Origin of the sequence: Gemmiger sp., assembly GCF_036306485.1 — a bacterium.
GTDB lineage: Bacteria > Bacillota > Clostridia > Oscillospirales > Ruminococcaceae > Gemmiger.
Map to the genome: position 1 here is coordinate 1 of NZ_JAXJZK010000028.1, position 13,150 is coordinate 13,150.

Genomic DNA, 13,150 nt, shown 5'->3' on the forward strand with positions numbered 1-13,150 from the left:
AGAAATTGCGCCATAAGGTAGCTCTCCTTCCGTTTTTATGAAGCGGTAGGGAGCGAATATCTTCTTCGCCAGATTGTAGGCGCAAGCCCACCGGGCGAAGCCGAGCCACGAGTTGACCGCCTGGACGATCTCTTTCTTCGTGATCTTTCCCTCTTTGAGCTTCTTAATCATCGCCTTAATGCGCCGCTTCTCCTTGCGCTTGGACTCGGTTCGGAGAAGGAGGTGCGTCGCTTTGATTTTGAAGCCGTAGGCGTTCACGCCCTGCCGCACATAGAAAATCTTGGTCTTTTGGTTGGTCTCAAGGCGGAGCCTCTCCTGGAGGAATACCTTGATCTTTGCCAGCCACTCCCGGGCGATCTCCTTGTTCGGCGCGATGATGACGATGTCGTCCATGTACCGAGTGTAGAGTTTAGCACCGAGGAAGCGGATGCAATACTGGTCGAGCTCGTTGAGGTAGATGTTGGCGAAGTCCTGGGAGCTGACATTCCCGAGGGGTATGCCGGTCTCGCCTTCCGGGCTCGAGTCGATCACTTTGCAAAGAAGCCGGTAGAACCGAAGGAAGTCCTCGTACTTGTCGGGGTACTTCTTTTTGAGCTTCTTGAACCGCTTCGCGATGATCTTCTTTAACACTTGGCGGTCGATGCTATAGAAAAACTTCTTGACGTCGATCTTGATGACCGCCACCTCATCGCCCCATTTCATGCGGGCGACCCTCATGTCGTGCTGCACGTTGAACGCCGCCCGGATTGGGCCCTTGCCGTACATACAGGCGAAGGAGCGGTCAACGAAGACGGGGCGGAAAAGGTTCTGAAGCTCCTCATGGATGACAAGCTGCACGACCTTATCCCGAAGGTGCGGTATGTGGAGGCTCCTGGTCTTCGGCTCCGTGATCGTCCTGTGACGGTACGAGCCGGGACTGTACTCACGCCTCCCAGGCTGCGGTCTGCTCTCAATTCTCTTGAGGTCAGACCAGAGCTCGACGTTGTTCACCTCAGAGAGAAGGTCATAGCATACGGCCTCACGGGAAAACTTCCTGTGACCTCTGAGGGCTTGTTTATAGCTCGCCTCGATCATAGGCCACCCCACCACGTCCTCGTACTTGGAGGGCGGCATAGGCGGCGGGACGAGCTTATTTTTGGTGTTCTTGGTGTTGTAGTGCAAAATGGGGAATTTCGTCATTTGTGGCATCCTTTCCAGTTAGAACGGCTTGGCACCTATGACGCGGGTTTATACCCACATTGTAGACAGCCTCCCGCCGCCCAATACGACAGGGTGGGCGGGCCTCTATCACTGTTTTTACGCCGTCTCAAGACATGGCGAAGGATTACCTCTCCCTTGAAGTATAACAAGGACTCGCCAGCAAAGCCGTGACCGTGCCGGACGAAATAACCTACAAGGCGGGGCGGAAACCGAGGTTCGCGTTCTGGTTCGTAGCATTGTTGTAATTCCAGTTGCGGGCCGATTTGTACCCACGGTTCGCGCGATACGAAGACCATACAGAGATAACCCTAAGTAGGTGCTTTACTTTTTGGGCTGCTGCCCGTTATTGATGAAGAACTTTTGCAAGCCTCCAATGATGCGCCCGATCTCATTGAGCTTTCCTTGCAATTCAAAGAGCTTCTTCTGGGTGATGTACTTCTGCGTCTTTGCTATCCCAAACAAGACGAGGAGAAGGGTTTTCTCCGCGTCCGCTTCGTCCAGCCATTCCAGCCGCTTCTTGACGACCGTGAGGTTGTTCGCCATGACGGCGGCGCGGATGAGCTTGAAGCACGACTGCTTAATCTCTTGACTCAAGGAGAACTTCTCCGAGACGGGGAAGTTTTTTAGCAAGGGGTAGACATCCCTTTCCAGGAATATCTCAGCCTTCTTTTGCAGAACTGACGGATCAGCCAATATAGACACACCTCGCTTCCTTGACGCGGGTGATCTCGGTGATGTCCCCGTAGAACTCCAGGCCGTAGTCGGTCAGTCTGATTTTGATAGGCTTACCGCTGAGAGAGCTCTTTCCCTCGAGCGTCAGGTTCTCCCCGATCTCCAGGGCGAGGCCGCTCTCGGTTTCAAGGACGATGTCGTCTTCTTTGAGCTGCCTGCATTTTTTGCATATCGGGACGAGCTCTCCAAACAGGCTCCCGATGATGCAGCTTGCCTCCTTTCGGGTGCAAGCGACCTTATACATAGATTTTCCGCGCCACGGGGTCATAAATCCCGGACGTGATCGCAACGGCGGTAACGGAGTCAAAATTTTTGAGAAAGACGTTGTTGACCATGTTGTTCAGCGTGGCGTCTTTCAAGACCTTGATCTCCTGCTGCGCGGCTGCGATCTGAGCCTCATGGAGAATAGCGGCTTCCCGGTTGGCGAAAATGCCGTCGTCCATGTGGTTCATGTTCGCCTGACTCACGGGCGTCCCTTCTTGGATGACTTCCCCCGTCACGACATCGGTGACGTGGTCAAGCCACCCGATTTTTTCATACTGCTTCATCGCTGCTTTCGACCTCCATTTCCTTGATGTTGTATTTGAAGGCTACATAGAGCCCCTTGCCCTGTGTCTTGGTGAAGACCCGATCGCCAGCACTCGCCACGACGTCGCCGTCAGTGTCGACGAGCTCCACGTTGGAAACGTCACCGATGACCGTGTCATCGAAGTAAACATACACCCTTGCGTCGGAGCCGCTGACGATTTTTCGGAAGGGTTGCACTGCCTTCGGCTGTCCGTTCAAGGTAAAGGCTGCGTGATCGACGGAGTCGACGAACCGCTGCCCGATCTTCTGGATGCCGATGTCTGTGAGCGTTTTTGCCATTTAGTCGCTTCCTCCTCTCATTTGAGTTGTGCTGGAGCATCGGGCCGTATCGGAACACCTCAAGTATTCCTTGACGCCGCTCTCAGCCCCGGAGATCGCCGCGATGTCAGAGGCGAGCCCCTCGTAGATGGTATAGTTGCCGAAGTGATAGAACTCCTCAGACGCCGCGAATGTGCCGGACTTCGGGAACTGGACGTCGCCGGAGTCTTTTCCGCCCTGTGCCGTGACCTTCGAGGCGAGCAAGTAACCCTCGCTTACCACATGGGGCCAAACGCCACAAACGAGCTGACCGCACCGTGGATAGTCTGAAAAGCCGTGCTCGAGTCTGGAATGTAGAACAACGGCAGCCCCGGTCTCCATACCATAAGCTGGCTTGCTGCTGCCCTGTTTGACCTTGCGAACCTCTGCGTCAATGACGTCGAGGTTGTAGACGCCGCTCTGCTTCGAGCCCTTTAGGAAGATAATGAACTCGGCCCACCGTTCCGGGTCTTGTACGGAGAACGGTTCGATGTAGCTCTTATCGTAGCCGAGAGAGGTGAGGGCGTATAGTACGCCTTGCCGCGTGCCTCCCCACTCAGAGATTAGTCCCTTCATGGAGAGCCTCGTCCTATAGGCTTCTATGTCCTCGCCTTCAAGCCTCGGCATATCCCTGTCTTGACCGTGTACCGGGAGCATGACCGGCGACGCGCTCACTACGTTCGCCTCGTCTCTTGCTCGGAAGAACGCTTTCTTGACGTCGTCAAAGTCCTTCCCGATGACCCGGAAGAAGATGCGGAACTGGTTGGCAGCTTCCTTTCCCTTCTTCAATGGAGCGAACAGGAGGTCAAACATATAGTCGCCGAAGTTGTCGTATCTCTTCATCCGATCACTCCCTTTCGACTGTTACATTGACAGCCCCGAGGGTGATGACCTTGTCCTTGTCCAGCTTCACGTCCTGGGCCGGTACGGTGATCTCGGCATTTGTGGCCGAGCTGTAGCCGTTTCGGACTGCGAAGTTAATGTCGGAACGAGTCAGCTCGTTTAGCTTTCGGCCTCTGCGAACTGCAAGCAGCTCCGTCAGGATGGCCTTGACCCGGTTCTCGATGTCTTCATCGGAGTCCGCCGAGCCGGTCGTGATGATGAGCTCGATGTCCTGGTCGACTGTGACAGAGGACTTCACGAGTATATTATCGTATGGCCCCGCGATCTTGTCAACGGCTTCCTGGACTGACTTGAGCAAGCCTTCCGTCGCTTCTCCAGCCGTGCCGGTTACGATGATGTCGACTGTGCCTTGCCCTCTCGGGTGGTCACAATCTGCCTGGGCAAACAGGACGCCGGTGACGGACTCAGCCGCGTTGACAAAGGCGTCTTCGGTCGCAAGCTGCGCCAGCTCAGACCACGATCGGAGGGTGCGTGCTCTCGCGCTCTCATCATCTTCTGTATCGCTGCCCTCGCGCACAATCCAGTCGGCGGCGTTTGTGATCTTGACGTCTCCGATGTAGGTGAGCGTGCGGGTGATCTGCCCCTCCGGGACATTGTAGCGGCTTCCTTCGGCCTCGGCCTCCACGAGTACGTCGACCGACATCGCCCCTTTCTGGAGCACTGCCGCCTCGATTGTGAAGTATCGGAGCTCTTCTCCGTTGATGTCCAGGATGCTCTTGAAGACGTGGCCCTTCGCGATCTTGATAGCCTCTCCGCTCGCACCCACGCGTGACACGGTAACGAGCCCCTGGGCCTTCTGCGCCTTCTTCCTCTTCTTGGAGTAGTCAGGCATTTTGAGGTCAAGCCACACGCCCTCGGCATGGGTGACGAACATATTGTTGAGAATACGGCGGGCGAGCTGGAGCAATTCAATCTTGATACGGAGCTCGACCATGAGCAGCGTATAGAAAACACCGCCCGAATGGAAATTTGTGACGACGAACCCCTCTTCCTTCAGCTCTGCGACCTTCTCGTCTTTTGCCTCTTCGAGCGTCGGGACAGGGATGACGGCGTCAAGTATCTCTTTGTCGATCATGCTGCTATCACCTCCACACTGACCGCTCCAATGACGACGTTTAGCTTGCGGGCTTCGCTCTCTTCTCCGAAGTGGAAAGAGCAGCGGAGCATGATGACGTCGTCGTTAAAATCTATGCTGATCTCGATGCTGTCCGGGAGAATGACCTCCCGCTTTTGTAGTTTTGACCTCGCCCGTTGCGTGATCTCTAAACGGGTGAGCTCAGAGTCTTCGGACTGGATGAAGTCGTAAAGGCCCCACCCGAACTCCGGGTCATAGAACAAGTCTCCCGGCTGCGTGATCGCCTCGAGGACAATGTTCTGATATAGGCTGTCAAGCCCGGAGCAGAGGGGGGCGTCTCCGTCCGCCGCCTGTGTGAGCTGCCACTCATCGTCGAGCCGGATGTCGGTATCGTACAATCCCGTCACAAGCTCACCTCCCCGATGATCGAAGGAGTGAGGTCTCCGTATGGGAGAGCGACTGCTACCACGGCCCCCGCCTTGAACTGACCCTTAGACTTAACTCCGGGAATGGTCGGAAAGTCATCGTCCGGGTTCCCGAAGCGGTCGAGGATGGTCAGGGTGTACTCGTACCAGTTGGCGGTGATGTGCCCGTTAAAGCTGCTGCCAGTATCGTCATTGTGGATGACGAGCTCCTCGATCTCATAGGTGTCAAGCTTGGTCGCCGACTTGATGCTCGCGAACACGACGGCGGGGAGCTTCAAATGCGGGTAGTCGGCAGCGATTGACTTCTTGATGATCGCCTTGACCATTTCTTCGAGCATGATGCGCCCCTCCTTTCGCTGTTTAGAAGTAGATGTAGGTGCGGATGAAGCCGGAGTCGTTTGTGGTCGACACCACTTTTTGAACCTCGACCTCGCCGCTCACCTGTGGATGGATGACGTTGATCTTGTGGGAGTGCTTCACAAATGGGGCGGAGACCGTTTCAAGCTCCCATACGCCTCCGGCCCGGTTCAGGCTGAGAATATTGACGCCGTGCTCGAAGGTGTAAACCTTCTCCTGCTCCGGCTTCTCATCCCAGTAAAAGACCCCGCCTGAGAAGAAGAACGGAACCTTTAGGCCCCACGCCGCGTTGACGGTGTTGATCGCCTGGACGGCGTTCTGCTGCCGGATGGGGAGCATCTTGCGCCGTGGGTATGTCTTGGACGATAGCTTCATCTTGGAGAGCCCCGCTTTCGCCAGAAAGAAGGCGAGCATCTCCTGCGGGGTGGTATCAAGAAACGTGTCGTTGATGATGGTTTCTTCGAGCACCAGCATCTCATCCTTGAGATTGACTTCGTTCGCAAAGGCCCCGCCGTCGTATGGTTTGGCGACGTAGCCCGTGAAAACGTCGTCAAGGGCTCCGTCATATCCGAGCTGTATCGCTGCGGGGTCTTTCTTGTTCAATGTGATCTCCGGGCGAAACTGCCCCGTGAAGCGTATCTTCGCCCAGTCAAAGTAGGACGACTTCGCGGAGTAGACCTCAATCTCGATGCCCTCGTTGAAGGTATAGGGGCCCGCCCGGGCCGCGATTTGTGGGTAGTATAACTCGGTTGTTTCCATGGTCGCCTCCTCAATATGGCATTTGTGCGACTCGGTTCATCGCTGCCGCTGTCTCGGCGTCATCAACTGCCGGAGACTTTCCCCGGCTCGTTGACAAGTAGGTCTCATACTCTTCGGTGAGGCTGCTGCTTGCGGCGGAGCTTCCGCTCCCAGAATTGCCGGAGCTATTGGAGCCGCTGCTTGCCGTGGTCGCGGTGATGGTCTGAGGGATATACTCCCAGAGCTCAAGGGAGGCGGTAAGCTGTCCGCTCTTGCTCTCGCCCTTGTGGGTGAGCTTCTTGAAGATGACCTTCTCGATGCCGTGGGCTGCTGTGTCCTCGCTGACAATGGGGATAGGCTGCGGAACGCTCTGCCCGGGCTTTCGGAAGATTGAGCGGAGGGTGGCGTACCTCTGGTACTTCGTGGCTGACTGGGTGTCGTCAATGATGAGCTCGATGTTCACCTTTGCATCCTCGTAGCCCGTCGCCTGTTTCGGCTTGGTCGCGCTGCCCTCCACTTCCTGCTCGTCCACCTTCGCCGACTCCGTGACCTCGATGCTTTTGACGAGGCCAGGGAGGACGACCCCGTTGAGCTTGATGGTTTGGTCTTCGACGTATATCATGGTCGTCCTCCCTCCTTTATGCCGGTGTAGGAACGGCGTCCGAGTCTCCGCTCGGGTCTTCGTCGCCGTTTCCGTTGGTGAAGTCCTCGACTTCCTTGAGAAGTGCGAGCAGTGTCTGCAAGTCCTTGATCTTCTTGAGATCGACTTGCATGAGAAGTTTCTGGATGACGACGGTCTTGCCTCCGCTGGAGCTTCGAGCTCCACTCTCGTCGGCCCCGTCTCCTTGGTCGCCGCCGCCCGTGAGGTTCACCTTCTTGGTGGGTTCCCTTTCGAGGGTGGCCTTGGTCTGCTCCAGGCCCTTCTCCATCGCCTCTGCGGGCGCGTTCTGCGCCATCGTGAGGCCGTGTGCGTATGTGGTCATGGTTCGCTGTCCTGACAGTGTCAGGGTGGACAGAGGCCCTTCCTTCGCGTCAGAGAACGGGAGTAGGTTTCGGATGCGCTGTAATCCTCCCTTGACCGCTTCGACCGCTGTGGAGAACGCCGACTTGATGCCGTTCGCGAATGTGGTGACAATGCGCTGCCCAGACTGGAAGAACCACGTCACCGCGCCGGAGACTGCGTTCTTGATGGTGTTGAGTCCATTCGAGAACGCCGCGCGGGCCTCGGTGAATTTCTGGGAAACGCCCTGTACGATGCCGCTCATCGCCGTCGAGAACTTCTCTTTGATTGCGGTGAGCTTCCCGCCCGTGAGGTTGTCGAGGAAGGTGAAGCCTGCCGTGTAGTAGCCCTTCACGCCCTCGACCGCTGCGGCTGCTATGCCTCGGATGCCGCCGCCGTGTTCTTGATATGCCGCCTTCATATTGCTCAGTTTTTCCGAGACGGTGGTCTTCGCCGCCTCCATGACGGAGCCGATGACGTTGCCGATCGCCGCGAAGACGTTCTTCGCTACCTCCAGCGCAGCCCCGAGTTTTTCTTTGAAGAAGTCGATGACTGCATTGACCGCGTTGCGGAACCACTCGCACTTGTTGTAGAGCAACACCAGGGCCGCGATGAGGGCCACGATGCCTATAACTACCCATGTGACGGGGTTTGCAAGCAAGGCGGCTGTGAAGCTCCAGACCGACGATATAAGCGGCGTCAACGCTCCCTTCACTAAGACGAAGCCAGCCTTGAGCATTTTGAAGGCCGAGATCGCCTTTGTTATGACAAGGCCGACACCGCTGACGACCGCGATGACCGTGCCGCCCACCGTGAGGAAGCCGCCCAGAGCCAGCACGACGATCATGATGACGCGGACGAGCTCCTGGTTCTGTTCAATCCACGAGCCGACCTTTGTGAGAACCTGTTCTCCCTTGCCCATGAGGTCGTTGATAGTGGGGAGGAGCGTGTTCCCTATGGTCTCCGTGACGTTGTGGATGCGCTGCTGCAATCGCTCGAACTTCTCCGGCTCCGTCTCATTGATCGCCGATGCCATCTCCAGCGCGACGCCCGTGCCGGAGCCGAGTGCGTCGTACATACCGACGATGTTGTCCTGAAGGTCTCCGACCTTGTTATACATGAGGTCGATAAGGGCGACGGCCTCTGTGTCTCCGAAGGCTTTTTGCAGCTCCATCTTCTCGGCGGCGTCCATCGTTTCGCCGAACTTCCCGCGCAGCTTGTCCAGAATTTCCGGCATACTGAGGAGCTGATTGTTGGCGTCCGTGAAGCTGAGGCCCAGGGCTTCGCCGCCCTTCGCTGCCGATCTCAGGAACGCCTTGTACTTTGTGCCCGCCTCGCTGCCGCTCATTGTGGCTTGCAGCATACCCAGAATAGAGAGCTGCTCTTCGAGGGGGACGTTTGCGGTCGTTGCCGACGCGCCCAGTGTTTGGATGCTTTGGGCCATGCCGGAGCCGGTTGTCTTGAACTGCTTGACGCTCTGTGAGATACCAGCCGAGAACATCTCTCCGAACTCAAGGTCTGAGAGGTCTCCGTAGAACTCCTTGTAGATACCGTAGCCCGTCGCAAAGAGCGACGTCATCTCTCCGATCGTGGACTTCGTTGCCTTCGCGGTTACACCCGCGAGCTCTGTGTATTGAGCGACGCCTTCGTCCGTCAGGGAGGCGATGCCGCTCTTGATGTCGTAGGCTGCGGAAATGAAGTCCGACTTCGTTGTACCGGCCCACTGGTCGGAGAAGTTGCGGGCAGCATCCTCCACCACGCCCAGGTCTTGCACACCCAGAGAGGCAAGCTCGCCCAGGGCTCGGCGCGTCTCGAAGGTCGCCTCTACAGGTGCCAGGACAGCCCCGGTGATCTGGCTTCCCATCTCCTGCATGACAGCCCCGGTCTTTGCCATGTTCCCGAGGCCCTCGCTGACCGCGTCCAGCTTGGACACATTCGCGCCCACCTTGGACGCGACACCAGCCATCGGCCCCGAGAGATTGTCGATCATGTTCATAATGAGCGACAGTTTGAAAACGGACTCTAAACTCATGCCTTTTGTTCACCTCCTATTTTTTCTGGAGGCGAGCTGTGTTCAAAAGCGACCGGCGACAGGGCCGTCACTCAGGGAACGCTTTCACGATTGCCCGGGTGACTATGCCCTCCTCAAGCTCCTGGATGTAGCGAGCCTTCGCCACCCAGTCAAGGAACTCGTCGATGTCGTCGATCGCTTCGGGGTCAAATGCCTCTAAGAGAGGCGGGGGGACGTAGCGGTAGATTTCCAGAAGTCCGGCCTCTACGATGCTTTCCCGAACCCCCGCGACCTTCTCTCTTAGAGCTTCTTCAAATTTGCCGTGTTGGTCAGGCCGAGGATCTCCGTGAGCTTGTTGCCGATGGTGATAGCGATGCCCGGGTTCTCCTCCATGTCCTTCGTGAGCTTATCCCTGTCCTCATCAATCACGGCGTCCAGCATGAACACCTTGCTCGCCTTCGTGATGCCGGACTGGGACGCGCTCTTGATGTAGCGGTCGTAGCTGGGCACACTGGGACGCTTGAAGCGGTAGACGTACTCCATCTCGTTCTCGTCGTCCACGGGGACGGTCATGCCGACGCGGTAGAGCTTGCCGCCGTACTTCTCCTTGAGCTGCTCGTCGGAGCTTGCCTGGGTCACGATGTTTTCCTTGCTTTCCATAGTGTGACTTCCTCCTATCAATTATTTTGAGATAACGCTTAGACCGGCTTGACGCCGTCCTGGATGATGCCGCCGACGATCATGAGGTCGATGTCGACGGTCAGGCTCTTGTCGCCCTGGGACGCCTTGTTGCTGCGCTTCGAGAAATGGACTTTCTTGAGCTCGTCAATTCTCGTCCGCCCGCCATCGTTGGCGTAGGAAACAACGATCGACGGAATTTCCAGCTTGTAGAACGCGAGTCCCTTGGACTTGCAGTAGTCCAGGAGATCGTCATAGTCGTCGCGGAGCATGGAGATTTTGCCAGACGCCTTATAGTTGCCGGTGCCGTAGCCGCGCGGCATAGAGCCCTTGCCGTAGGTCTCCTCCTTCTCCTGCTCGTCATCATAGCTGATCTCCTGGAGCTGGAGCACAAGACCCGGGAACTTGACGTCAACGTCAGCCCAGTCGTAGGCTTTCCCGTTTACTTTGAGCATGGTCTTTTCCTCCTTCCATTAACTTTCCGCCAGAGCCGCGCGTCCCAGGTCGATCTCGACCTCGCGGATATAGCCACGGGACAGATAGCGGATTTTGATACGCATGGTTTCATCTTCGAGGAAGGTCTCCTCCTGTCCCTCGACAACGGTCGTCTCATAGGAGCTGATCTCCTTATCGTCGACCATGCGGTCAAGGGGCGCGCTGATGAACTTCGCCCTGGTTTCGAGCTCGCCCTGGATGTCCTCCAGGTCGATGTCATCGTTCTTGAGCAGCAGGGCCTCCTTGCGGGTCTCGCGGATGATCTTGTTCTTCACGCGGACATCTTCCATGTAGCGGAAGTCGCTGCCGTCCGGGCTCATCATCTTCGTGTGGTAGACGAAGAAGTCATCCAGGCCGTCATATTCGCGGAAGGTCATATAGCCCGCCACGTCCAGCAGCTCGATGATGCTGTTGTCATACCCTGCCGGGAGCAGCTCAAGCAGCTTCGTCTTCGGGATGCCCATGCCAGCCTCGGGGCGGGTCTGGCCGATGGACTTCTGCACGGATGTCATCGCATAGCGACCGAGGGCCACGCCCGCGAGATTGACGTTCTGCGTGGTGCCATCCAGTTTCACAAGGCGTCCCCATGCCGCGCACACCTGGATGTCCGTGTCCTTGATCTTCTTACGGTCGGCTTCCATCTGGAAGGCCCAGTCGTGGAGGTCTCCGTTCTCGCCCTCCTCGGGGAACTCAGGCTCAAACACGAAGAACATGGGCTTGTGATAGACCTCGAAAAGCTCTTTCCTGAACTCGCTGACCGCCTGCCAGAGAGCCAGCGCACTCGCGCCGACAATATGGACACCTTCGACCTCCTGGTTGAACTTGGTGATCTTCTGGAGGGCATCCAGGATGTCGCCGTTGGTGGCGACAGGGGCGGTGGTCTGGAAGGAGTAGGTATCGTTCACCAGGAAGGAGCTCGGCTTCTGGTCGGCCTGTGTGGCCTCGACGAACTTGAGCGTCATCCCAGTCCCGGAGAGCTCATAAGAGCCGGTCATGGGCACGGTGATCTCGTCGCTGTAGGAGAAGCCGCCGTCGATGGAAACGATGAAGGCAGCGGTGTTGAGTCCGCCCTGTGCGGTGATCTTCACGATCACCGAGAAGGCGTTCGTCGGGGAGCCGGTTGCGGTCATGCTGCCGCCGCCATCTCCCACTCTTGTGACCTCTCCGATGGTTCCCGCTGTCGTGGCGGTAACAGGGAGGCAGTAGACACGGCTCGCACCGAACTGGACGGAGTCCATGACGGCGTCGGCCAGGGGAGACATGCCGAGGCGTTTCTTAATCATCGCCGCGTCCATATCCCCGGTCACGATGATCGGGGTGTCGGAAACGACGGGGGAGACGCCGACTTTGATGTGGAGGCCGTCGCCTGTGGGCGTCGCGAAGTCCAGAAGGCCGTCGCTGACGTTGTGTTTAACATCTCTGAGCATTTACTCGTTCGCCTCACTTTCCTTGCTCCTGGGGCCGCTCGCGGGCCCCCTGGTGAACCTCTCGATGCCAGCGAGGAACTCCTCGTCAGACATCACTCTTCCGGGCTTCCATCCGCTCGCGACACACGCGCCAGCGAAGACGGCCCGCTTGATATTGTACTTCTTGCAGAGTTCTCCGATCGTCAAGAGCTCCGGCTGTTTGGTTTTGGTTGCCATTATCAAGGCTCCTTTCCGTTGTTCTTTTCAACGGACACGACCTCGACGCCGGTGAGCGGTGCGAAGCCCGTGTCCCTATAAAGGCCACCGTCAAACGAGATCGTCGCCTGGACGGCAACCTGGGCTTTGAGAATGGAGTCGTCTTTGTCGACCCAGTCCGCTCCCTCGACCTCGATCTGGACGAAGTTGCCGTCGACATAGATGCCCCGGTCAAGGCTCGCGAGAAACTTCTCGAAGATGGTCTCGACCGCGTCGTCGGTATAGTCCCCGATGACCACCGTGAACGTGAGCTTCCGTTCAAAGACCTTTCTCCTCTTCTTCTGCGCTCCCTCTTGGTCAATGTAGTAGGTTTTGGAGCCGTTTCTGGATAGGGCCTCTGACTCGAAAAGCACCGCTCCTATGTGGGACTCCTGACTCTTTTCGAGAGATTTCTGGGTTGTGTACGGCTTGGACTTTAACCCTGCCGCCACGAGCTTATCAAGAAGGTATTGTTTGCTTTGTCCGTAGAGCACGGGTTAATTCTCCTTTCCGATGAAGTCCTCGACCGTTGCTTTGATCTCCTGCATATCATCGTCGGAGAGGCCGAGGAAGGGACGGGCGGGGATGCGGATGCGGACTTGCTTCTTAGAAACCCACTTGCCTCCCACCTGGAAGCGGAGGGCTTTCTTTCTGCGAGCCCGGATTGTGCGGCCCGGTTCGCCGAACTGGTGCGTCGCCGCGTGCTTGACGTTGGTGCCGACCGCAAAGCCTGTAGCGTCCGACTTCGATTTGATGGAGTTGCGGAGCTGCGCGGACTGGATGAGCGTTTTCCCGCCCTCGGTCTCCGCCCTTATGGATGTCTTCCACCGCTTGCCGCTCGGGTCTCTGCTCTTTTTGAAGCGTTCCAGGGTGGACTCCCGGACACCTTCGGCGAGAGCTGCGTTGATGCTCTTCTTGTCGATCTCCGAGAAACTCCTTATTTTTCGGAGCATCGCCTGGGTGTCCCCTTCGAGTCGGATGCTATACATG

18 protein-coding genes are annotated in these 13,150 nt (G+C 57.2%); all 18 read right to left on the reverse strand.

The annotated features are described in order from the left end of the window. Positions 1 to 1,179, reverse strand: a 1,179-nt coding sequence (locus U0L91_RS05505; RefSeq protein WP_330045196.1) for an RNA-directed DNA polymerase, incomplete at its 3' end; no start/stop codon positions are given. A 342-nt stretch (positions 1,180 to 1,521) separates the two neighbouring features. Beyond that, positions 1,522 to 1,893: a four helix bundle protein gene (locus U0L91_RS05510; RefSeq protein ID WP_330045197.1), complete on the reverse strand. Its 372-nt coding sequence runs from the start codon at positions 1,891 to 1,893 to the stop codon at positions 1,522 to 1,524. After that, complete coding sequence (locus tag U0L91_RS05515) at positions 1,886 to 2,176, reverse strand: fold protein (RefSeq protein WP_330045198.1); 291 nt, start codon at positions 2,174 to 2,176, stop codon at positions 1,886 to 1,888. The genes U0L91_RS05510 and U0L91_RS05515 overlap by 8 nt, the downstream gene beginning before the upstream one ends. Then, entirely contained in the window at positions 2,169 to 2,480 is a 312-nt protein-coding gene (locus U0L91_RS05520) for an inorganic polyphosphate kinase (protein WP_330045199.1), read from the reverse strand. Before U0L91_RS05520 ends, U0L91_RS05515 begins: the two co-directional genes overlap by 8 nt. Then, positions 2,467 to 2,799 carry a hypothetical protein gene (locus U0L91_RS05525; protein WP_330045200.1) on the reverse strand — a complete coding sequence of 111 codons (333 nt, stop codon included), beginning with the start codon at positions 2,797 to 2,799 and terminating at the stop codon, positions 2,467 to 2,469. Before U0L91_RS05525 ends, U0L91_RS05520 begins: the two co-directional genes overlap by 14 nt. Then, the gene (locus tag U0L91_RS05530; RefSeq protein WP_330045201.1) at positions 2,800 to 3,660 is read right to left on the reverse strand and encodes a serine/arginine repetitive matrix protein 2; all 861 of its coding nucleotides are present in this window, start codon (positions 3,658 to 3,660) and stop codon (positions 2,800 to 2,802) included. 4 nt (positions 3,661 to 3,664) lie between these two features. Next, positions 3,665 to 4,795: a baseplate J/gp47 family protein gene (locus U0L91_RS05535; protein WP_330045202.1), complete on the reverse strand. Its 1,131-nt coding sequence runs from the start codon at positions 4,793 to 4,795 to the stop codon at positions 3,665 to 3,667. Beyond that, a complete protein-coding gene (locus U0L91_RS05540) occupies positions 4,792 to 5,202 on the reverse strand; it encodes a DUF2634 domain-containing protein (RefSeq protein WP_330045203.1) in 411 nt (136 codons plus the stop codon). Before U0L91_RS05540 ends, U0L91_RS05535 begins: the two co-directional genes overlap by 4 nt. Continuing rightward, positions 5,199 to 5,558 carry a carbamoyl-phosphate synthase subunit L gene (locus U0L91_RS05545; protein ID WP_330045204.1) on the reverse strand — a complete coding sequence of 120 codons (360 nt, stop codon included), beginning with the start codon at positions 5,556 to 5,558 and terminating at the stop codon, positions 5,199 to 5,201. The genes U0L91_RS05540 and U0L91_RS05545 overlap by 4 nt, the downstream gene beginning before the upstream one ends. A 22-nt stretch (positions 5,559 to 5,580) precedes the next feature. After that, positions 5,581 to 6,336 (reverse strand): serine/arginine repetitive matrix protein 2, encoded by a 756-nt coding sequence (locus tag U0L91_RS05550; protein ID WP_330045205.1) that lies wholly within the window; start codon positions 6,334 to 6,336, stop codon positions 5,581 to 5,583. Between the two features lie 10 nt (positions 6,337 to 6,346). Continuing rightward, positions 6,347 to 6,937 (reverse strand): transcriptional regulator, encoded by a 591-nt coding sequence (locus U0L91_RS05555; protein ID WP_330045206.1) that lies wholly within the window; start codon positions 6,935 to 6,937, stop codon positions 6,347 to 6,349. A gap of 16 nt (positions 6,938 to 6,953) precedes the next feature. Further along, on the reverse strand, positions 6,954 to 9,347 hold the full coding sequence (locus tag U0L91_RS05560) for a phage tail tape measure protein (protein WP_330045207.1): 2,394 nt from the start codon (positions 9,345 to 9,347) through the stop codon (positions 6,954 to 6,956). Positions 9,348 to 9,626: 279 nt separating this feature from the next. After that, a complete protein-coding gene (locus tag U0L91_RS05565; RefSeq protein WP_330045208.1) occupies positions 9,627 to 9,986 on the reverse strand; it encodes a DUF6848 family protein in 360 nt (119 codons plus the stop codon). Between the two features lie 38 nt (positions 9,987 to 10,024). Beyond that, positions 10,025 to 10,459, reverse strand: coding sequence for a hypothetical protein (locus tag U0L91_RS05570; RefSeq protein ID WP_330045209.1), 435 nt, complete (start codon positions 10,457 to 10,459; stop codon positions 10,025 to 10,027). A gap of 18 nt (positions 10,460 to 10,477) precedes the next feature. Further along, the gene (locus U0L91_RS05575; protein WP_330045210.1) at positions 10,478 to 11,926 is read right to left on the reverse strand and encodes a DUF2586 domain-containing protein; all 1,449 of its coding nucleotides are present in this window, start codon (positions 11,924 to 11,926) and stop codon (positions 10,478 to 10,480) included. Then, the gene (locus tag U0L91_RS05580) at positions 11,927 to 12,142 is read right to left on the reverse strand and encodes a hypothetical protein (protein WP_330045211.1); all 216 of its coding nucleotides are present in this window, start codon (positions 12,140 to 12,142) and stop codon (positions 11,927 to 11,929) included. Positions 12,143 to 12,144: 2 nt separating this feature from the next. Beyond that, on the reverse strand, positions 12,145 to 12,654 hold the full coding sequence (locus U0L91_RS05585; protein ID WP_330045212.1) for an SON protein: 510 nt from the start codon (positions 12,652 to 12,654) through the stop codon (positions 12,145 to 12,147). 3 nt (positions 12,655 to 12,657) lie between these two features. Beyond that, a complete protein-coding gene (locus U0L91_RS05590) occupies positions 12,658 to 13,149 on the reverse strand; it encodes a phage virion morphogenesis protein (protein ID WP_330045213.1) in 492 nt (163 codons plus the stop codon). Between the last annotated feature and the right edge of the window lies 1 nt (position 13,150).